Source organism: Neisseria sp. P0009.S010 (assembly GCF_051958545.1).
Lineage (GTDB): Bacteria > Pseudomonadota > Gammaproteobacteria > Burkholderiales > Neisseriaceae > Neisseria > Neisseria subflava_A.
This window is the reverse complement of sequence record NZ_JBQCVH010000007.1, coordinates 23693-44350: the sequence shown is the minus strand read 5'-3', so window position 1 is coordinate 44350 and position 20658 is coordinate 23693. Positions and strand designations below refer to the sequence as shown.

Genomic DNA, 20658 nt, shown 5'->3' with positions numbered 1-20658 from the left:
CTTGCCGTTTCAGACGGCCTCAAAGGAAGAAACCATGAAAAAAATCAGTCTGACCGCATTATCCTTGCTTATCTTGACCGCCTGCGCGACAGAGCCTGTCACTGCTTACCGTTGGCATCGTACCGGCGCGAGCGAAGCTGAAGTTTCCCGCCAAATCAATACTTGCAAATCGCAAGTCCAAAATAGAAATACATACAAGACGTTCGAGCAATGTATGGATGAAGCAGGTTATTACAGCTATGAACATGGCAATCTCTAAATCCGGATTGACCGATTATCCAAATACCGAGGCCGTCTGAAAAAAAATGATTGTTCAGACGGCCTCAGATACGAATAGAAAGAACAAAAAGACATGGCTATCCAATGGTTTCCCGGCCACATGAACAAGGCAAAAAAAGCCATTGCCGAACGCATTAAAAGCGTTGATATGGTGATTGAGATGTTAGACGCGCGTATGCCTGCTTCCAGCGAAAACCCTTTGCTTGCCCAGTTGTCCAAAGGCAAGCCAAAACTCAAAATCTTAAACAAGCAAGATCTTGCCGATCCCGAGCGTACCAAAGTTTGGCTCGAACACTACAACAGCCGCCAAGATACCCGCGCCATTGCGCTTGATTCTTCCGAAACCGGCGCTCATGGCAAAATTACCCAAGCCTGCCGCGCCATGATTCCGCATCGCCAAGGTATCGAGAAGCCGCTACGTGTCCTGATTTGCGGCATTCCCAACGTCGGCAAATCCACCTTGATTAACGGCATGATCGGCAAAAAATCTGCCAAAACCGGTAACGAACCCGGTATTACCAAAGCCGAACAACGCCTTTTCCTTGCAGACGATTTCTGGCTTTACGATACCCCCGGTATGTTGTGGCCGAAAATTATCGTCGAAGAAGGCGGCTACAACCTTGCGGCCGGCGGTGCAGTCGGACGCAACGCACTGGACGAAGAAGAAGTAGCGCTTGAGCTTTTGGATTACCTCCGCCGCCATTATCTGGCCCTGTTGCAAGAGCGCTATCAAGCCGACAAAGATCCAAGCAGCCATTGGGACGATACTTCTTGGCTGGAGTGGATTGCCAAAAAACGCGGTGCGGTTTTGAGCGGCGGACGGGTCAACTACCAAAAGGCTGCTGAAAATATCCTGACCGATTTCCGCGAAGGAAAAATCGGCAGAATCACGCTGGAAACGCCAAACCAATGGGAGGCTTGGCTGAAAAAAGCCAGACAGAAAGAGGCCGAACTTAAAGCCATTCGCGAAGCCAGAAAGGCGGAACGAAAAGGGCAACAGCCTTCTGCCGATTAATATAAAAGGCCGTCTGAAATCTATTTTCAGACGGCCTTTTGTTGGAATAGGCAATTTAGAGGGCGGTACGGCTGAAGCTGTCCAGGGCTTTATCAGTTTGGATTTGGTTGAACTGCATGATGGTTTTGTCGCCTTGCTTTTCGTCTAATTCGATTTTACGTACCAGCGTATCGCCGTTGATTTCGATACGGTTGAAGATTTGACGGGTAATGGCGGTTTTCGGAGTTAAGGTCAACGTCCATTTTTTCTCGTTGCCGTTTAATTTCAAATCAAATTGTTTTTCCAAGCCTTGGGTATTGCCGCCCAACAGGTCGAGGAAGAGTTTGATTTGGCGGCTTTGGCCGTTGAGCTTGCTGGCGTTTGGGTTGACCCATTGGTTGCCATTCCATTGCATGATGCCGTCTGAACGCACGCGCAGGGTGGTTTCAAATGGTTTTTGCATTTTCCAGAGCAGGCCTTTTTGAGGGACAAGGGTAAAGCTGCCGCTGGTGGTCATGGGTTTGCTGAGGGATTTGAGCTGGCGTTGTTGGACAAAATTGCCTTGCACGTTTTGCGGTTTTTGCAGGGTTTGTGCCAATTCGGCAGGGGAAAATGCCCACAAAGCCGGAGCACTGATGAGGAGAGTAAGAGAAAGAATGGTTTTTTTCATTGTGTTTCCATAAGGTCTGAGGCCGTCTGAAAGTTCAGACGGCCTTTTATTGCTTTAATTATAAGGCTGACAAGGCCTGATTAAAGGTTGCGCTCGGACGCATCGCTTGCGCGGCTTTTTCAGGATTGGCTGCGTAGTAGCCGCCGATGTCAACCGCTTTGCTTTGTACGGCAGAGAGTTCTTCAACGATTTTGGCTTCGTCGGCAGTCAAAGCGGCCGCCAATGGGGCAAATGCGGCTTTCAGTTCGGCATCTTTGTCTTGCGCTGCCAATTCTTGCGCCCAGTAGAGGGTAAGGTAGAAATGGCTGCCGCGGTTGTCGAGTTCGCCAGCTTTGCGTTTAGGCGATTTGTCGTTCAACAGCAGTTTTTCGGTGGCTGCATCCAAAGTGTCGGCGAGGACTTGGGCTTTGGCGTTGCCGGTTTTTTGCGCCAGATGTTCAAACGATACGGCGAGCGCGAGGAATTCGCCCAAAGAGTCCCAACGCAAGTGGTTTTCTTCGAGGAATTGTTGAACATGTTTCGGTGCGGAGCCGCCCGCGCCGGTTTCAAACATACCACCGCCGTTCATCAAAGGAACGATAGACAGCATTTTCGCGCTGGTACCCAGTTCCAAAATCGGGAACAGGTCGGTCAGATAGTCGCGCAAGACGTTGCCGGTTACGGAGATGGTGTCTTCGCCGTTTTTCAGACGGCCCAAGCTGAATTTAGCGGCTTCTTCGGGTGCAAGGACGCGGATGTCGAGGCCGTCGGTATCCAGCTCGGCAAGGTAGGCTTTGACTTTGGCGAGCAGGCTTTTATCGTGCGGACGGTTTTCGTCGAGCCAGAACACGGCTGGCGTGTTGCTCAGGCGGGCGCGGTTGACGGCGAGTTGTACCCAGTCTTTGACCGGAGCGTCTTTGGTTTGGCACATACGCCAGATGTCGCCGGCTTCAACGTCATGTTGCATCAGGACATTTCCTGCTGTATCAATGACTTGAACTTGGCCGTCGGCTTCGATTTCGAAAGTTTTGTTGTGTGAGCCGTATTCTTCGGCTGCTTGCGCCATCAGACCGACGTTGGGCACGGTACCCATGGTTGTCGGGTCAAACGCACCGTGTTCGCGACAGAAATCGATGGTTGCTTGGTAAACGCCGGCATAGCTGCTGTCGGGAATCACAGCTTTGGTATCTTGCGCTTTGCCGTCTTTGTCCCACATGCGACCGGAGTTACGAATCATCGCAGGCATAGAGGCATCAACGATGACATCGCTAGGAACGTGCAGGTTGGTGATGCCTTTGTCGGAATCGACCATCGCTAAATCAGGGTTGGCGGCGTAAACGGCGGCGATTTCGGCTTCGACTGCAGCGCGGGTGTCCGCATCCAGTTTGTCCAGATTGGCAAGCAGGTTGCCGAAGCCGTTGTTGACGTTGACGCCGGCGGCAGCCAGTTTGTCGCCGAATTTTTCAAAGACGGGCGCGAAGAACACTTTGACGGCGTGTCCGAAGATAATCGGGTCGGACACTTTCATCATGGTGGCTTTCATGTGCAGCGAGAACAATACGCCTTTTGCTTTTGCGTCTTTTACTTGTTCGGCAAGGAAGGCGAGCAGGGCTTTTTTGCTCATCACGGTTGCGTCGATGATTTCGCCGGCTTTCAGGGCAACAGGCTCGCGCAGCTCTTTTTTGTTGCCTTGTTTGTCGGTGAACACGATGGATACGGAAGTCGCATCGGGTACGGTAACGGATTGTTCGTTATGGAAAAAGTCGCCACTTTGCATGGTGGCAACGTGGGTTTTGGAGTCTTTGGTCCATGCGCCCATGCTGTGCGGATGTTTTTTCGCAAAGTTTTTTACTGCTTTAGGCGCGCGGCGGTCGGAGTTGCCTTCGCGCAGGACAGGGTTTACCGCGCTGCCTTTGATGCGGTCGTAGCGTTCGCGTACGGCTTTTTCTTCATCGGTTTGAGGATCGGCGGGATAGTCGGGAATGGCAAAGCCTTTAGACTGCAATTCTTTAATCGCGGCAGTCAGTTGCGGTACGGACGCGCTGATGTTCGGCAGTTTGATCACGTTGGCATCGGGTTGTTTCACCAGTTCGCCCAATTCGGCAAGCGCATCGGGTACGCGCTGCGCTTCGGTCAGATATTCGGGGAACGCCGCCAAAATACGGCCGGAGAGAGAAATGTCGCTGGTTTTGACATCAATATCGGCGTGACGGGTAAACGCCTGCACAATCGGCAGCAGGGATTGGGTGGCCAATGCAGGAGCTTCGTCGGTGTAGGTATAGATAATGGTGGATTTAGTCATGGGTTCATTCTCTATGTAGGTTAAGTTTTTCTTTTCGGGCACATCGCGAGATGAAATGTGCTAAGCCTATTATGGCATATTTCGGCGGATTTGGTTGTTGTTTTGATGTTATTGTTTTTTAAGTTGCGGAAAAGAAAAAGGCCGTCTGAAAAGACAGCCTAAATATAAGGACTTATCCGATAATCAAAACGGCATTGCTGCCGCCGAAGGCAAAAGACGAGCTGGCGGCAATGCGTTTTTCAGACGGCCAGCGGCTGTTGCCGTCGGTCAAAGCGATGTTGGGCAGCTCGGAATCGGGTATGTTGTCCCATTGTTGGGGCGGCAGTTTGCCTTCCGGATTGTATTGGCGGTTGACCATCAACCAGGCAAACGCGGCTTCGATTGCACCGGCTGCGCCCAAAGTATGACCGGTGGACGGCTTGGTTGAGGTACAAAGGGTGTGGCTGCCAAAGACTTCGGCAACGGCCCGGCTTTCCATGCTGTCGTTGTGCTGCGTGCCGGTGCCGTGCAGATTGATCCAGCCGATGTCTTCCGCTTTCAAACCGGCTTTATCCAAAGCGGCCTGAAAGGATTGGGCTGCACCCAAACCGTCGGGGCGGGGCGAAGACATATGGTAGGCATCGCTGCTTGCGCCGTAGCCCAGCAACTGCATTTCGCCGTCAAAATCGGCATCGCGCGTCATCACGAAAAATGCGGCCGCTTCGCCGATATTGATGCCGTTGCGGTTGGCGGAAAAAGGTTTGGCGATGCCGTCTGAAAGCACTTCCAAAGAGGCAAAACCATTAATCGTCAGCGGAGAAAGCGTATCCGCGCCACCGCAAATTACAGCATCACATAATCCGGCACGAAGCAACCGGGCTGCGCTGATGAGGGCGCGTGCGCCGGAAGTGCAGGCGGTGGAGACGGTATAGCGCAAGCCGTCCAGGCCGTAAACTTGGGCGATAAATTCGGAGGGCGAAGCCATGGTGTGTTGCAGCTGTTTGAACGGAACATCTGTCCATGCACCGCCTTGGACAACGTGTTGGAACAAAGGGATATTTTCGTCTGCGCCACTGGTGGACGTACCGGTAACGACAGCGACCCTTTCTTTGCCGTAACGGGCAATGGCCGTCTGAATCAATCCGTCTATTTGCGAAAGCGCGTGCAGGATAAGCTGGTTGTTGCGGCTGCGGTGTGCTTCGGTGATGCTGTCGGGCAGGGGCATCAGGGTTTCTTTGACTGTACCGAAAGCATGCGTTTTGCCTTTTACCCATTGGTCTGAAAAAGTCAGGGGCGTGTTTTCAGACGGCGTGAGCAAGGCATCGGCATGAACTTGCAAGCCGCTGCCCAATGCGCTGGTCAGTGCCGGACGGCTGAGATAAACAGGAGTATTCATGAATTAGTCTTCTGCAATCGGGCTGACCGTCCAGAAAGTTTGGTCGGGGAAGCCAATGAGGAATTGTTCGGAATGGTGGGCGACACACCACAAATCACGCTCGCGGTAGCTGAATACCGCGCCTTTGCCGTTAGGGCAGAAGCCTTGATGGGTGGCGTTTTGTTGGCGGGCTTCAGGGTAAAGCGTGGCGGCGTGTTCGACGGCTAAAAGCGGCAACAGGGCGGCAAACAGTCGGCGCGAAGTGGCATTAGGCATCACAAAGCCGTCGTTTTTCCAGCCTTTGGTGCTGACCGATTGACGAGATACCGGCGCACCCAGTGCATCGGTTTGGACAAAGCGGATGCCGTCTGAATGAGGTTCGACTGCCAAGAGATTGGTTTGAACGGTTTGCCCTGCCGCATTGGTCTGCTCGAGTTTGAACCATTGGCCTTCTTTGGAAAGCGGCGGCAGCGTTTGCGGATGGGGGAGCGAAGTTGCGCATGCGGAAAGGAGCAGTGCGGCAATCAAAGGGATAAATCGCATAAGGTTTTATCTATCGGTCAAAATATTTAATGATAAGGGTAGATTTTCAGACGGCCTGTTCTGTTTTTAGACGCGACCGTCTGAAAGGCATTCGTCCTTATTCTACCTTCAAATCGCCCACCAATGCGGCAAGTGTGGACAAGCGTTGCTCGGATTTTTCCACGAATGGATTGTTCGTGTCCCAAGCGTAGCCTGCCAAAATAGACGAAATCATGCGGCTGATTTCAGGACTGCGGTTGGGCGCGTAGATGGCATTTTGGAAGCGGAAATCGTACCAACCGTTTACATAAGTGCGGAACGCGTTCACGCCGATCATCAGTTGGTCGGCAAATTCGGTTTGCCAATCGACGGCTTCACCTTTGAGTTGTTTGGCCAACAAGTCGGCAGCCAGTTTGGCAGAGTGCAGGGCAATGGTTACGCCGGAGGAGAAGACGGGGTCGAGGAATTCGGCGGCGTTGCCCAAAAGGGCGAAATGTTTGCCGTATAAGGTTTTCACGTTGGCGGAGTAGCCTTGGATAGAGCGGAACGGGAAGTCGTTTTCCCAAACGGCTTTATCCAAGATTTCCGCCAGCATCGGGCATTCGTACACAAATTTTTTCAACACGGCTTCTGATTCGCCGGCCAGTTTGTCGGGCGTACCGACAACGCCGATGGAGCAGCGGTTGTCACCGAAAGGAATCAGCCAAATCCAGACATCGCGATGTTCAGGATGCGTGTTGATCAGGATTTTGTTGCGGTCAAATTTCGGGCTGGTGATGTTGTCGTCGATATGCGTGAAGTGGGCTTGGCGAGGAGGCAGCTCGGACGGGCTTTCCAAGTCCAAAAGGCGGGGCAGGACGCGGCCGTAACCGCTGGCATCCAAAACGAATTTGGCGGTCAATTCATAGTTTTCGCCTGTATCGGTCGCAACGCTCAAACGTGCCACATCGCCGCTGTTGTCAAACGCGGTTACGCCATGTCCGAAGCGGACATCGACACCTTGTTTTGCCGCTTCATCAATCAGGATTTTGTCGAAGATGCCGCGGCGCACTTGATAAATGGTGCCGGGGCCGTCTGAAAATTTTTCAGTAAAGTTGAAATCTGTGTAACGGCTGCCCCATGAAAACGCAGCGCCGTCTTTAAATTGAAAGCTGGGTTCGGCATGCACTGCGTCGGCAAAACCGGCTTCTTCCAACATTTCCATGCAATGCGGCAACAGGCTTTCGCCGATGACAAAGCGTGGGAAATGTTGTTTTTCCAATACGCAAACTTTAAAGCCTTGTTTGTTCAGCAAAGCGGAAGCAACCGAACCTGAAGGGCCTGCGCCGATAACGGCAACGTCAAATTCTACGGACATTTTAAAATACCTTTGATTTTAATGATAAATAATGTTTAATCCGTCGTCTGAAATTTTTCAGACGGCCTCTTACAACGTGACGATAGAAGTTGAAACAAAATATCGCCTTAATTTCAATCGTCTTCATCTTTTGTCTAATTTTTCAACAATGTGCCTGCCAGCCAAATATTGAATGCCACGCCGATGGTAACCGTCATGCCGAACGCGGCAACGGCGGGCGTGCTGCTGATGGCGAGCAGGGCAAAGGAAATGGCTGTCGTCGCGGCGGCAAGCAGCATACCGCCTAATTTTGCCGGCGCGCTGTGATGTGCAGTGGCGGCATAGACGGCATAGTCCACGCCGATGGCGGACACTAAAAGCAGGCCGAACATGGCAAACAGGCTGACGGGAATGCCGGCCAAACCGAGTACGGCAACGGTGCAGATAGCTGCAGCCAGCGGCACGGCAAGGATTTTGCTGCCGCGTTTGAAACCGAACATTTTCCACAAAAGCAGCCATGCCAACGCATAGGAAGCCAGTTTCAACCATGCGGCCTGATTGCGCGTGTGGTGGAAAAGCTCGTTTAAGTGGGCGCGTTTGTCTGCCCAATGTATGCCGGAGACGTGTTGCACTGCGGCGTGTACGGCGGCTTCATCGGTCATGCCGTTCAAACGCACGACGGCAGCAAAACGGCCTGGTTCCACTTCACCCAAATACAAGGAACGCCAAGCTTCTGCCAAATCGGTATTCAGGCCGTCTGAAAGCGATAATGGTTGCGTATCGGCGGCTTGCAGCAGGGCATCGCGCACGGTTTTGCGCGGAATACCGATTTCTATGAGCGGTTTCCAGCTATCAGGCAATTTGGTCAATTCGCGCAGGCGGTTTTGCAGTTTTTGCTGTTCCGTTGTCGGCAGGATGAATTGGTCGGGCGATTGGATGCCGGACAGTTTGCCTTGCACAATTAAGGGCTGCAGGGCGCGGCCGAGTTCGGCGGTTTTCTTCAACAGGGCATCTTCGCTTTGTGCTTCGGCCACCAAATATTTGCCGCCAAAATCCGTGCCGCTCAACTGGCCGATTTGTTGTACTTCGGCCAACATCGCGGTCGGCATATTGACCCATTGACGGATGTCGTCACGCCAGTCGCTGCGCCACAGTCCGGCTGCCAGCAAAATTCCGCCTACGATTAACCAGCCGCGTTTGTGCAGGCGGTTTTTCAGACGGCCTGACAAGGAATAGAGCTTTTCGGTTAATGCGGCAAAAGGCACGGTTTTGGCACGGTAGCGGCGAAACAGCGGCGGCAGCCATAAAACGGTGGCACCAAACGCGCCAAATAAAGCGAAGCCTGAAAATACCGCGGTTTGGCGCAATACAGGCAAAGGGGTAAACCACAGCAGTGCGTAGCCCAAGACGGTAATTGTCAGGCTGACAGCAAAACTCGGCAAGACATGTTTCATTGCCGATTCAGCCTGCCAAACGGTCTTTTCAGACGGCCCGAATACCGACGGAGCAAGCCAGTGCAACGGGAAATCCACCAACATACCCACCAGGCTGGTGCCGATGACGATGGTCAGGATATGTACTTCGTTGAATACCAATAAAGCGACCGCCAATCCGGTCAACATACCGGCTGCCAGCGGCAAGGACAGCAAAAATACGCGGCCGCTGCGGAAGACCCACAAAAGCAGCGCAAAGGTCAGTCCAAGTCCGACCATACTCATCAGCCGACTTTCTTTTTCTGCGGCTGCTTTGGATACGGCGGCGAACAATGCGCCACCTGCGCTTAAGGTTTCGGCGCCGTTTTCCGAAGCGATTTGACGGCTTTGCGCCATCAGCGGCAAGAGGGCATCGTTGCCGGAAAATTGATCGCCGCCGGCGAGCCGTCCGCGCAAGAATACCCAAGTTTTGCCTTTGTCTTCGGCAAAGAGCATGCCGTTGTCCATGTCCCACTGCAAACGGCTTTGCGGATTGGCCTTGTTGGCAACAAAGCGTCCGAAGCCCAGCCAGTCTTGTTCTAAAGACAAAGGGGAGGGGGTGGCAAACGGATTGGCCGCGGCTTCTGCCCGAGCCTGAAAATAGGCTTGCGGCTGCTCAAACAGCAGGCGTATTTCGTCTTGCGGCAAAACTGCCAAACTCAGTTTCTGCATATCCGCCCGCACTTTGTCCAAATTCGGCGTCATGCTGCTGTCGACTTGTTCAAATACGCCGCTTTTGCGCCATACGTCGGCAATTTGTGAGGCAGTCTGAAAAGCGGTTTCGGCATCGGTGCTGCCTGCAAGCAAAATGACTTGCGAATTGAGCTGCGCTTCTGCGGCTTTATCCGCGGCCGTTAATAAGGCATCGGGTTGCTGCTCGCTTGGCAATAACGCGGTCAAATCGGTTTGGATGCGCGCTTGTGAAGCAAAGGCATAAACCAAAAACAGGGTAAGAAACAGGATAAGGGCAGTATAGAGGCGGTTTAGGAGGCGAAGATTCATCGTTCAGACGGCCTTTTGCAAATGCTGCTGTTGGTGTGTGGAATAAGTAAAAGTGCAGTAAATTAAATCAGATTATTATTAGTTTGTCAGTTGTTAGATAGTTTGCTGGTCGGTTAAGTCATTGAGCTTGAGTGAGCCGAAAAACTGCCATTGCAGAGCGACGGCTTTTCCCTTCCAAACGCAGGCAAGTGCCATCGTATCCGCCAAAATCGCGCTTGTGCCGTGCCAATCGGTTTGCTTTCCAGCGCGTAAACCGACGGGTTGCCCTGAATCGAAAACATAGCCGACCGATTTCATGTCCGACGGAAAATCCAAATTCGCCGCTTTAATCAATGCTTCTTTGAAACACCACAATCGGTAAAACGTTTCAGACGGCCAGTTTACTGTTTCTAAGTAGTTTTGTTCTTCTTGCGTGCAGACCAAAGCCGATAGCGCTTTAAAATCGCGCGGGCGGATAAACTCGATATCGATACCGGCTGTTAAGGGCTGAGGCGCACACAATAAAGCGGCAAAGCCTTTGCTGTGGCTCAGCGATACAGTCGGTAAATCGGTTTGCTGTTTTAATGCGCGGCTGACTTGCCAGTCTTGACGCTGCGCCAGTTGAGGCGTGGTAGCCAAACGTTGGGAATCGGCTGCGTTTAGAGACGCATGGTCGTAGCAGGCGGCAAAAGAGGGATCGGCCAGCAGACAGTGAAGGGGTGTCGTATCCATAAAATAGAAAAATGCCAAACTTCATATTGAAGTCCGGCATTTTTGACATTGCTTAGTGGAAGCTGCCTTTCAAAACCACACGGCTGTTGAATGTAGCGATGTGGCATTCGTATTCGTTACCGCCTTTGGTTACTTTGTCAAAGTAGCTAACCAGATGAACGGATTTGGCTTTTTTGCGATGAGCAGTGCTTTGGAAGCGTTTAACCGCGCTTAAGAATGCGCGTTGGCAGGTTTCATCAGGGGTTTTGCCGACTGTGTTGGCAATTTGACGAGAAGTCAAAGTTGCGCCGGATGTACTGCCGTAGTGAACGCGGATGCTAGGATCCAAAACAGATTTAGCTTCGGTAGAGTTTAAAGCTACATCGACTTTACACATATAAATATCGTTTTGACCTTTGCCATGGACTTTATGGCCCTCACCCATGCTACGGCAGGCAGAACCGGCGGCAGTTGTTTTTGGAGTAGAAGTTTGAGAGGAGGAAGTGGATGGTTGGGAATTGCCAGATTGTGAGCAAGCGGCAAGCATCAGGGCGGATACGGCAACCAAAGCAGAAAAACGTAACATACGAACTCCTTTGTAATAATGGGCGTAGAAAAAGTTTACAGAAAGCAGAATCATTTTAACATATATGAAAGAAGTATAAAAACAGAATGGTGCAAAAAATATTATATTTTTATTTAAATGATTTCATGGCGTTAAGAAAGTTTGAGGCGGTAATGCTTGACGAAGGAGGGCAGAAAGCGTATATTGCGGACTTCCTTAGGAGTAATGGCTGAGAGGCTGAAGGCACTTCCCTGCTAAGGAAGCATGTGGGGTCAACCTGCATCGAGGGTTCGAATCCCTCTTACTCCGCCAAATATGAAAGACACCGTTTTATACGGTGTCTTTTTTATTATCCGAGATTGCTTGGAATCTAAGGCTGTCTGAAAGTGTGAAATGAACGATTTGATTATTCTAAACAAGCCTTATGGCGTGATTTGCCAGTTTTCTGCACATGAAAAACATCAGTGCCTTAAGGATTTTGTCGAGAAACCGGGATTTTATCCGGCCGGCCGTTTGGATACGGACAGCGAGGGTTTGCTGCTGCTGACCAATGATGGCCGTTTGCAGGCGCAGATTGCCGACCCGAAATTCAAGCAGGTCAAAACTTATTGGGCGCAGGTGGAGGGTTCTCCTGATGAAGCCAAATTGGATTTGTTGCGCCGTGGCGTAGATTTGGGCGATTTTGTCACCCGTCCGGCCGAGGTTAGGGTATTGGAAGAAGGCGAAGCGGAGGTTTTATGGCCGCGCGTGCCGCCGATTCGCGTGCGCAAGTCTGTGCCTGATTTTTGGGTGGAAATCAAAATTTCGGAAGGGAAAAACCGCCAAGTGCGAAGGATGACGGCGAAAGCAGGCTTTCCATGTTTGCGCTTGGTCCGTGTGGCAATAGGCCGTCTGAATCTGTTTGATTTGAATTTGGAATTGGGACAATGGCAGTTTGCACCGCATCGTCCTTAAATAGAATGAATAAAGGCCGTCTGAAATATTCAGACGGCCTTTTGTTATGGAAAAATTAATGATGTGAATGACCGATCTGGAAGGTCATTGTGGTGTAGTTAGCCTGTTTTTGGCACACGCTTTGATCGGGGAAATCGGCTTTGTGTTCTACGCTGGCTTTCCAGAAGCCTTGGCGCAGGGGAATAATGCTGACTTCGCCTTTGTCGTCCGTTGTATCGGAGAAGGCTTGGGCTTCGGTTTTGTGGGTTTTGCTGCGGTCGCTGGTGTCGAAGCCGTCAAATGTGGCGGTAACGGTAGCGTTGGGCAGCGGCTCGCCATTGAAGAGGACGCGGACTTTGAAGCGTTCGCCGACGTGGACGTTGGCAGGGTTGTCCAAAGGAACGATTTCCAAATGTTGGCCGACTTGCTTGGTGATAATGGCGGTATCTGCGCTTTCGTGGCCGACATTGACGATGTTTTTACCGAACATACGGGTTTGCTCGCAATAGCTTGCATCAGGCATTTCTTTGATGCTTGCCTGCTTCCAACCCGCGTTGTTTTTTGACCAGAAAGTCGGTTGGTATTCGGCGGTAACGAGGTAGCTACCGTCTTTGACCGGCAATTTGCTGCGGTATTGGTAATTGTATGTGCCTTTTTGAATCATGTTTTCTTTGCCTTTTTCAGTTACCAGTTGCATGGGTTTGCTGAAAATGTGCAGGCGGTCTTTGGCGATAGGTTCAAGCTCAGGGAATTCGCCATAGCCCAATTCGGCTTCAAGGTATTCGCCGCCATGTGTGTGGGCGGTTTCAACCCAAACGCGATGGGCGTGTGCGGCAGTGCTGAACAGGAAGGCGGATGCGATAAGCAAAGCGGTTTTTTTCATGATTTCTCTCCGATTTTTGATGTGTAGAAAAGATAGAATAAAATCGTTCGTTATAATATAACAAAATTATTTAAATTTAAAGAGAGTCCGTCTGAAAGTTTTCAGACGGCCTTTTAGATGATTGTTTTTTAGGAGGATTATCGAAACGGTTTAGTCCCCGTCACGACAAACATCAATCGCTTCCTGCAAACTGCTGACGCCGTAGATTTTCAGGTTCGGAAACTCTTTGGCATTGCGCGGCATATTGGCTTTGGGGACGATGGCGCGTTTGAAGCCGAGTTTTTCCGCTTCTTTGAGCCGCTCTTGTCCGCGTGCAACAGGGCGGACTTCGCCGCTGAGGCCGATTTCGCCGAAAACCACGGTTTTTTCGGGCATGGGGCGGTTGCGGAAGCTGGAGAGCATGGCGAGGATGACGGCGAGGTCGGCGGCGGGTTCGCCGATTTTGACGCCGCCGACGGCATTGAGGAACACGTCTTGGTCGAAACAGGCGATGCCGCCGTGGCGGTTGAGGACGGCGAGCAGCATGGCGAGGCGGTTTTGTTCGAGACCGACGGTGAGTCGTTTGGGTGTGAAACCGTGTGCATCATCGACCAATGCCTGAATTTCGATCAAAAGCGGGCGGCTGCCTTCTTGTGTAACCAAAACGCACGAGCCGGGCGTATCGTCGCGGTAGCTGGCGAGGAAAATGGCGGACGGATTGGATACGCCTTTTAAACCGTTTTCGGTCATGGCGAATACGCCCAGTTCGTTTGCCGCACCGAAGCGGTTTTTAATGGCGCGTATCATGCGGTAGTTGGAATGTTGGTCGCCCTCGAAATACAGCACGGTATCGACCATGTGTTCCAGCACGCGCGGGCCGGCAATCGCGCCGTCTTTGGTAACGTGTCCGACCAGTATCATGGCGATGCCCATCTGTTTCGCCATACGCGTCAGTTGGGCGGCACATTCGCGCACCTGCGACACGGAACCGGGGGCGGAAGTGATTTGGTCGGAATACATGGTTTGGATGGAGTCGATAACGACGACTTCGGGCTGATGCTGTTTCAAGGCCGTCTGAATCGCTTCCATGCGGATTTCAGCAAGCAGGTTCACGCCTTCGGTAGGCAGTTCCAAACGTTGTGCGCGCAGGGCGACTTGTTGGGCGGATTCTTCACCGGAAACGTACAGCACTTTACGGCTTTGCGCCATTTTGGCGATGGTTTGCAACAGCAACGTAGATTTGCCGATGCCGGGGTCGCCGCCGAGCAGGATGACCGCGCCATCGACCAAACCACCGCCCAATACGCGGTCAAGCTCGCCCATGCCGGTCGGATTACGCGGCACTTCGGTCGCGGTAACGGCGGAGAGGGATTGGACGGTCGAAGTGTCCGCCGCCCAAGATTGGAAACGGGCGTTTTTCGGTTCGGGCGCGGCCAGGCTTTCCTGAAGCGTGTTCCACTCGCCGCAATGCGGGCATTTACCCTGCCATTTCGGGGAAGTACCGCCGCATTCGGAACATTGGTAGATGGTTTTGGGGGCTTTTGCCATGGTGTTTTCCCTGTGGAATATTTGATGTGTGAAAAGGTCGTCTGAAAACAATCATATCGTTTTCAGACGACCTTTTTTATTGAGAAATAACAGGTTTATTTCTTACTGTCTTTATCCGCATCTTTTTTCGGTGCAGGTTTTTTCGCTGCCAAGCCCAAAGATTTTTGCCATTCGGCTGGATTTTTCACTAAGTCCAAGGCTTTACGGAGCTGATCGTCTTTGGCCGGATTGGGAATGCGGCGGCTGGAGATGTCTTCGTCTTTGTCTTTTTTGGACTTGTCTTTATCGGCTTTGGTTTCTGTGTTGGCAGGCGTTTCGTTGCTGCTGTTGACGTCTTGGCCGCCCAGCGGATTACCGATATGGCCGACCAAATCGGCTTCGCGGCTTTCAAAGGTGCGGTCTTTGTCTTTGACTTCAACGTCAGGAACAATGCCTTGCGCTTGAATCGAGCGGTCGTTTGGCGTGTAGTAAAGGGCGGTGGTCAGTTTGACTGCGCTGCCGCCGGAAAGCGGAATCAGGGTTTGCACTGAGCCTTTGCCGAAACTTTGTGTGCCGACGACGACGGCGCGTTTGTGGTCTTGCAATGCGCCGGCAACGATTTCGGAAGCAGAGGCCGATCCTGCGTTAATCAGGACGGTCATAGGAATGGTTTTCAGCTCGGCAGGCAATCCGGCCAACGGGTCTTTGCCGCTGGTGGTGATGTAGTCTTCGGCAGTTGCTTTGAGTACCATGCCTTCTTTTTTGTTGCGGCCTTTGGTGCTGACAACGGTTACGTCAGGCTGCAGGAAGGCTGCGGATACGCCGACTGCGCCATTGAGCAGGCCGCCTGGGTCGTCGCGCAAGTCGAGAATGATGCCTTTGAGCGGACCTTTGTTTTCTTTGACAAGGGCTTGTGCGGCTTCGTTGAGCGCGGCAACGGTGCGCTCTTGGAATTGGGAGACGCGGATGTAGCCGTAGTCTTTTTCAAGCAGATGGTGGCGCACGCTTTTGACTTTGATGATGGCGCGGGTCAGGTTGACGACGATGGGTTTGTCGGCATTTTTGCGTGAAAGGGTCAGGGTGATTTTGGTACCCGGTTTGCCGCGCATTTTTTTGACGGCTTCGCTGACAGTCAGGCCGCGGGTAGAGGTATTGTCGATTTTGACGATGAAGTCGCCGCTTTTCACACCGGCGCGTTCTGCCGGCGTGTCTTCAATCGGGGCAACGACTTTGACGAAGCCGTCTTCTTGTCCGATTTCCATGCCCAGGCCGCCGAATTCGCCGCTGGTGGATTCTTTCATTTCGGCATAGCCTTTTTTGTCCATATACTCGGAATGCGGATCGAGATCGGACACCATACCTTTCATTGCGCCTTCAAAAAGCTCGGCATCGGGCTTGTCTTGGTAATAGTTGGCTTTGATTTGGCCGTACACTTCTGCCATGGTGCGGATGGTCTGCACGGGCAGGGCCTCGTTGTCTTTTTTGTCTTTTTCGGCGGCAAAACTTTGTACACTCAGACTGAGGGCGATGCCGCTAAATGCGCCGAGAGTGTAGATTGCAACTTTTTTCAAAGTGGATTTTGTTGACATTCGTTTGACTTTCTTTTTGTGTACGGTAAGCAAAGTGGTTTTTGTTTTCTCTGAACCCGTTGACTTTATGTGATTTAAACGCTCGGAACAATAAGTTTAAGGTAAAAGTTTGTTGTTTAATGTGCTGAACAGGCGTGAAAATCGTGTTTTATTGTAGTTTATGATGAAAATTCAGACGGCCTGGAGGGAAAATTCACTCAGGCCGTCTGAAACATCAGTTAATCCATGAAAGCGGATTCATGACTTGTCCGTTGTAGCGGACTTCAAGGTAAAGGCCGGTTTCGCCCGACGGCAAAGTGCCGCTGGTGCCAATTTTACTGCCGGCATTGACGGCGTAGTTTTGGGCAATGTCGATTTCGCTCAGGCCGGAGTAAATGCTGACATAGCCGTCGCCGTGGTCGAGGACGACTACTTTGCCGTAGCCTTCAAGTTCGCCGGCAAAAGTAACCGTGCCTGATGCAATGCTGCTGACCGGAGCCGGAACGGTATTGTAGAACACGCCTTTCCAAACTTCGCCATCGCCGCGGTCTTGACCGAACAGGCCTGCCAATGTGCCGTTGACCGGTTTTTTCAGACGGCCTTGCATACGGCTGAAGCTGTTGGCGTTGCTGACGGTCAAACCTTGGGTATTTGGGGCTTGCAGTTTCATGTCTTCGTCAGTCAGCGTGGACATGGCGGCGCGTTCGGCTTCGGCTTTTTGTTGGGCGGCAGCCTGCTCTTTGCGTGCTTTTTCAGCGGCGGCCAAACGGGCTTCGGCGGCTTTTTTACGCGCTTCGGCTTCGGCTTTGCGTTGCTCGGCTTTGCGTTTTTCCAAATCTTTCAAGAGATTGTTGAGGCGCTGCTCGTTTTCTCTGTGGTTGATTTTCTTTTGTGCTTCTTTGGCCATCTGCGCGTTTTGACGGCGGCTTTCGGCTTGTTCTGCGGTATTGGTCACGCCTTGTTGACGCAACGAAGCTTGGATGTTGGCTTGCAGTTTTTTCAGGTAAGCCAATTCATTGTTGATTTTTTGCTCTTGCGCCGCCAGCTCTTTTTGTTGTTTTTCCAAGTCTCTCATGACTTGGTCGTTGGCGTTGTTGATATAACGCGTGTAACGCAGGAAGCGGGTTTTTTGACCGGCATCGGCGTTTTTCAGGAAGAGGGCAACCGCGTTGGGCTGGCTGTTTTTATAGTTGCCGGACACAAAGCGCGAAATTTGGGCGCGCGTGTTGGAAACTTCGGCTTTCAACTGGTTGGCATCGGCATTGAGTTTTTGGAATTTTTCCCAAGCGTCGCGTTGTTTGCGGTTGATACCGGAGAGGTTGTTGCGTGTTTGTTGCAGCTGTTTGAGCGTGGCATTGACATGGATAATGAAACCCTCGTTGCGTTTGGCAAAGGATTTCTTGCTTTCCATTTCGTTGGCGGCGGCAGTCACGGCTGCTTTGAAATCGTTGTCGGCTGAAGAGACGGCTTTAGGCTCAGCTTTAGGCTCGTCTTTTTTGTTTTGCTCTTTAGCTTTTGTGTCTTTTTTAGCGTCTTTTTTATCTTCAACAGCTTTTTTGGCAGGCTCTTTGGCTTTGGTTTCTTTGGCGTCAGCCTTTTTGTCTTCAGCTGCTTTTTTTACTGGCTCTTTGGATTGACGGTCTTTTTTATCCTCAGCCGCTTTTTTAGCAGTCTCTTTGGTTTTGGTTTCTTTAGGTTCTGCTTTTTTTACGGGTTCTTTGGTTTTGCTGTCTTTTTTATCTTCAACAGGTTTTTTGTCTTGTTCTTTGGCTTTGCCGGGTTTTGCGGCTGCGGCTTTTTTGTCTTTGGCTGTTTCTTTAGGCTCTTCGGTTTTGCGGTTGGCCTTTTTATTGTCGGCCGCGGCTTCGGCGGCTTTAGCCGGTTTGTTTTTGGATGAAGCGCGTTCGTTCTTGTCGGCGGTTTCCTTCTCTTTGGAGGCTTTGGCTTTAACCGCTTTTTTGTCTTCCTCTTTTTCTTTTACCGCTTGTTTTTTTGAGGTTTCTTTTTTGACATCCGCCTTGGCGGCTTCTTTCTCTTTTTTCACGGGCGCAGCTTTTTTGACGGCGGCCGCTTTTTCTTTCGGCGTGTCTTTGGCAGCATAGGTTGGCAGGGAGAAGCTGAGCAGCAGGGCGAGGATGAGGGGTTTGTAACGCATGGTTCGATCTTGCTATTAAAGTAGGAACAATAGGACGGATTATACTGTCTGTCAGGCCGTCTGAAAATAATATTGGGTTGCAATATGGACGAACGGTCTTATATAGTAATGATGGAGTAGGCGGATATGATTCTGCCTGCCTGAAAACTAACAGTCTGCATTGACAGGATATTATGAAAAAATATTTATTAGTAGTGTTGGGCGCCATGATTTTGGCGGCTTGCGGTAACGATACCGATAAAATCGGACGCGCCAGTACGGTGTTTCATATGTTGGGTAAAAACGACCGTATTGAAGTGGAAGGTTTTGATGATCCTGATGTGCAGGGGGTTGCCTGTTATATTTCGTACGCGAAAAAAGGCGGTTTGAAAGAAACGGTCAATCTGGAAGAAGATGCCAGCGACGCATCGGTTTCCTGCGTGCAAAGTGCGGAAGTCATCCGTTATAACGAGTCTGAAGTTTTGAAACCGCGACAAGTGTTCAAACGCAGTGCTAGCATAGCATTTAAGAGCCAGCAGATTATCCGCTACTACGATCCGAAACGTAAGTCTTTCGCTTATTTGGTGTACAGCGATAAAATCGTTCAAGGTTCGCCGAAGAACTCTTTGAGCGCGGTATCGTGTTTTGCCCATGCGAAAACCGATGCGCCGGTACCGGCAGGCGGCGCAGTTTATGGCGCCTGCGTGGTGGACGCGCCGATTTCTGACGGCCAAAAATAATAAAATCAGCTTAATAGATTAAGAAGAATATGAATTTAGCCAACCATTTCCTGATTGCTATGCCTCATATGGACGATCCGTTTTTTACGGATACGGTCATTTATGTGTGCGAACACGATGAAGAAGGTGCGCTGGGCATCATCATCAACAAGCCTTCGCCGATTACCATGGACATGATTTTTGCCGCCGCCGACCGCAATATCCCGTTGCGCCTGCAACATGAAAACGTGATGATGGGCGGGCCGGTTCAGATTGAGCGCGGCTATGTCGTGCATACGCCGATCGGCCGCTGGCAAAACAGCATGGTGGTAACCGATAACGTGGCGCTGACTTCTTCGCGCGATGTGATTGAAAACCTGTCTAAAGAAGGTGCGGTGGATAAGGCTTTGATCAGTATCGGTTATTCTAAATGGGGCAAAGGGCAGTTGGAGCGCGAGCTGGCAGAAAATGTTTGGCTGACCGTCCCTGCGGACGAGCATATTCTTTTTGATGTGCCTTACGAGCTTCGTTATGCCGCCGCTTTTGAAAAATTGGGTGTCAATCCGAACGCCTTAGTTTCAGGAGTCGGCCATGCCTGATGCACCAAAAGGTACGGTTTTGGCCTTTGATTTCGGCGAGGCGCGTATTGGCGTGGCGCAGGGCGACGCTGAGTTGGGTATGACTCATCCGCTGGCGACGGTAACCGGCAACAGCAACGATGAAAAATTTGAGGCCATTGCCAAGCTGGTCAAAGAATGGCAGCCCAAGTATTTTGTGGTCGGCCTGCCGACGCATACCGATGGCACGGAGCATGAGCTGACCCGTTTGAGCCGCAAGTTTGGCCGCCGTTTGCACGGACGTTTTAATTTGCCGGTTTATTGGGTGGACGAAAGGATGTCTTCCCTATACGCGGAAAGCCTGCTTGCTGAAGCCCAAGTGTTTGGCCGAAAACAAAAATCCGTGCTTGACCAAGTAGCGGCGCAGGCGATTTTGCAAGGCTTTTTTGAAGGCGGAGCGGCCGAGTATTTCAATGGCCGCGAAGAATAGCACATGGTTCGTTATAGAGGCCGTCTGAAACTTGATTTCAGACGGCCTTGGTTTTATTACGGCTTTGAGATAAAAGAGGTTTAGTTTGGTTAAGTCTGATTTTTTTCAGTGCAAATTTTGCTACACTCCGTTCTCTTTTTTAGACACAAATACAAGGAAAAAGTCATGGCACTCATGGACAATCTTTTGAATGCGGCTACCCAAATGTTGGGTGGCAACAGCGAAAACGGCGCACAAGGTTCTCTGACCGATATGGCGATGGATTTGGTGAAACAGCAAGGCGGTGTGGGCAACCTGATCAACCAACTGCAACAAGGCGGTTTGGGCGATGCCCTGAGCAGCTGGGTTTCCAACCAATCCAGCAACCTGCCTGTGTCCGGCAGCGACCTACAAAATGCTTTGGGCAGCGATACGGTAAACCAAATCGCGCAAAAATTCGGCGTGGATGCCGGTCAAGCAGGCGATTTGTTGGCCAAAGTATTGCCTGACTTGGTAGATAAAGCCACACCTAACGGCACGGCTCAAGATGCGGATGGCTTCGGCTTGGACGACATTGCTTCTATGCTGCTGAAAAACTTTATGAAATAATGAATTGAATCATTTGATAAGGCCGTCTGAATCCGTTCAGACGGCCTTATAACTTTTGGTTCACGGTAAATAACCAATAAGTCTTTTTCTGATGGAGGCAGATGGCTTATGATGG

At 51.2% G+C, this 20658-nt stretch carries 19 protein-coding genes and 1 tRNA gene; 8 read left to right on the top strand and 12 right to left on the bottom strand.

The features are described from left to right. The first annotated feature begins 34 nt into the window (after window positions 1–34). On the top strand, window positions 35–259 hold the full coding sequence (locus tag ACTHSN_RS08410; protein ID WP_070461624.1) for a protocatechuate 3,4-dioxygenase: 225 nt from the start codon (window positions 35–37) through the stop codon (window positions 257–259). 93 nt (window positions 260–352) lie between these two features. Continuing rightward, entirely contained in the window at window positions 353–1294 is a 942-nt protein-coding gene (ylqF, locus tag ACTHSN_RS08405) for a ribosome biogenesis GTPase YlqF (RefSeq protein ID WP_070461623.1), read from the top strand. A gap of 55 nt (window positions 1295–1349) precedes the next feature. Here ylqF and ACTHSN_RS08400 read toward each other — a convergent pair whose 3' ends face one another. The 8 genes from ACTHSN_RS08400 to ACTHSN_RS08365 form a co-directional block, all read right to left on the bottom strand. Then, window positions 1350–1943, bottom strand: coding sequence for a LolA family protein (locus ACTHSN_RS08400; protein WP_107737629.1), 594 nt, complete (start codon window positions 1941–1943; stop codon window positions 1350–1352). 58 nt (window positions 1944–2001) lie between these two features. Continuing rightward, the gene (locus tag ACTHSN_RS08395) at window positions 2002–4224 is read right to left on the bottom strand and encodes an NADP-dependent isocitrate dehydrogenase (RefSeq protein WP_440365249.1); all 2223 of its coding nucleotides are present in this window, start codon (window positions 4222–4224) and stop codon (window positions 2002–2004) included. 172 nt (window positions 4225–4396) lie between these two features. Then, complete coding sequence (locus tag ACTHSN_RS08390) at window positions 4397–5599, bottom strand: beta-ketoacyl-ACP synthase (RefSeq protein WP_440365248.1); 1203 nt, start codon at window positions 5597–5599, stop codon at window positions 4397–4399. A 3-nt stretch (window positions 5600–5602) separates the two neighbouring features. Beyond that, a complete protein-coding gene (locus ACTHSN_RS08385) occupies window positions 5603–6121 on the bottom strand; it encodes a hypothetical protein (RefSeq protein WP_440365247.1) in 519 nt (172 codons plus the stop codon). A gap of 97 nt (window positions 6122–6218) precedes the next feature. Next, complete coding sequence (locus ACTHSN_RS08380; RefSeq protein WP_049322866.1) at window positions 6219–7457, bottom strand: NAD(P)/FAD-dependent oxidoreductase; 1239 nt, start codon at window positions 7455–7457, stop codon at window positions 6219–6221. A 134-nt stretch (window positions 7458–7591) separates the two neighbouring features. Then, window positions 7592–9910, bottom strand: coding sequence for an MMPL family transporter (locus tag ACTHSN_RS08375; protein ID WP_440365246.1), 2319 nt, complete (start codon window positions 9908–9910; stop codon window positions 7592–7594). A gap of 93 nt (window positions 9911–10003) precedes the next feature. Continuing rightward, on the bottom strand, window positions 10004–10621 hold the full coding sequence (locus tag ACTHSN_RS08370) for a 4'-phosphopantetheinyl transferase family protein (RefSeq protein ID WP_440365245.1): 618 nt from the start codon (window positions 10619–10621) through the stop codon (window positions 10004–10006). A 52-nt stretch (window positions 10622–10673) separates the two neighbouring features. Then, window positions 10674–11186 (bottom strand): hypothetical protein, encoded by a 513-nt coding sequence (locus tag ACTHSN_RS08365; RefSeq protein ID WP_234395463.1) that lies wholly within the window; start codon window positions 11184–11186, stop codon window positions 10674–10676. Between the two features lie 198 nt (window positions 11187–11384). Between ACTHSN_RS08365 and ACTHSN_RS08360 the strand changes: the two genes are divergently transcribed. Both ACTHSN_RS08360 and ACTHSN_RS08355 read left to right on the top strand, forming a co-directional pair. After that, a tRNA-Ser gene (locus ACTHSN_RS08360) sits at window positions 11385–11477 on the top strand. 81 nt (window positions 11478–11558) lie between these two features. Then, a complete protein-coding gene (locus ACTHSN_RS08355; protein WP_070843277.1) occupies window positions 11559–12119 on the top strand; it encodes a pseudouridine synthase in 561 nt (186 codons plus the stop codon). Window positions 12120–12174: 55 nt separating this feature from the next. On the opposite strand, the gene ACTHSN_RS08350 is transcribed toward ACTHSN_RS08355, so the two are convergent. From ACTHSN_RS08350 to ACTHSN_RS08335, 4 genes are all read right to left on the bottom strand, one after another. Next, window positions 12175–12981, bottom strand: coding sequence for a DUF4198 domain-containing protein (locus tag ACTHSN_RS08350; protein WP_070843276.1), 807 nt, complete (start codon window positions 12979–12981; stop codon window positions 12175–12177). A gap of 150 nt (window positions 12982–13131) precedes the next feature. After that, complete coding sequence (gene radA, locus ACTHSN_RS08345; RefSeq protein ID WP_070843275.1) at window positions 13132–14508, bottom strand: DNA repair protein RadA; 1377 nt, start codon at window positions 14506–14508, stop codon at window positions 13132–13134. Between the two features lie 95 nt (window positions 14509–14603). After that, the gene (locus tag ACTHSN_RS08340; RefSeq protein WP_070843274.1) at window positions 14604–16076 is read right to left on the bottom strand and encodes a S41 family peptidase; all 1473 of its coding nucleotides are present in this window, start codon (window positions 16074–16076) and stop codon (window positions 14604–14606) included. A 214-nt stretch (window positions 16077–16290) separates the two neighbouring features. Further along, window positions 16291–18210: a murein hydrolase activator EnvC family protein gene (locus ACTHSN_RS08335; protein WP_070843273.1), complete on the bottom strand. Its 1920-nt coding sequence runs from the start codon at window positions 18208–18210 to the stop codon at window positions 16291–16293. A 173-nt stretch (window positions 18211–18383) separates the two neighbouring features. Between ACTHSN_RS08335 and ACTHSN_RS08330 the strand changes: the two genes are divergently transcribed. The 4 genes from ACTHSN_RS08330 (at window position 18384) to ACTHSN_RS08315 (ending at window position 20543) form a co-directional block, all read left to right on the top strand. Beyond that, window positions 18384–18929: a CreA family protein gene (locus ACTHSN_RS08330; RefSeq protein WP_070843272.1), complete on the top strand. Its 546-nt coding sequence runs from the start codon at window positions 18384–18386 to the stop codon at window positions 18927–18929. 29 nt (window positions 18930–18958) lie between these two features. Continuing rightward, window positions 18959–19507 (top strand): YqgE/AlgH family protein, encoded by a 549-nt coding sequence (locus ACTHSN_RS08325; protein WP_049322876.1) that lies wholly within the window; start codon window positions 18959–18961, stop codon window positions 19505–19507. Continuing rightward, on the top strand, window positions 19500–19955 hold the full coding sequence (gene ruvX, locus ACTHSN_RS08320; protein WP_003680463.1) for a Holliday junction resolvase RuvX: 456 nt from the start codon (window positions 19500–19502) through the stop codon (window positions 19953–19955). Before ACTHSN_RS08325 ends, ruvX begins: the two co-directional genes overlap by 8 nt. Before the next feature lie 165 nt (window positions 19956–20120). Further along, window positions 20121–20543 carry a YidB family protein gene (locus ACTHSN_RS08315; protein ID WP_003684921.1) on the top strand — a complete coding sequence of 141 codons (423 nt, stop codon included), beginning with the start codon at window positions 20121–20123 and terminating at the stop codon, window positions 20541–20543. The last annotated feature ends 115 nt before the right edge of the window (window positions 20544–20658 follow it).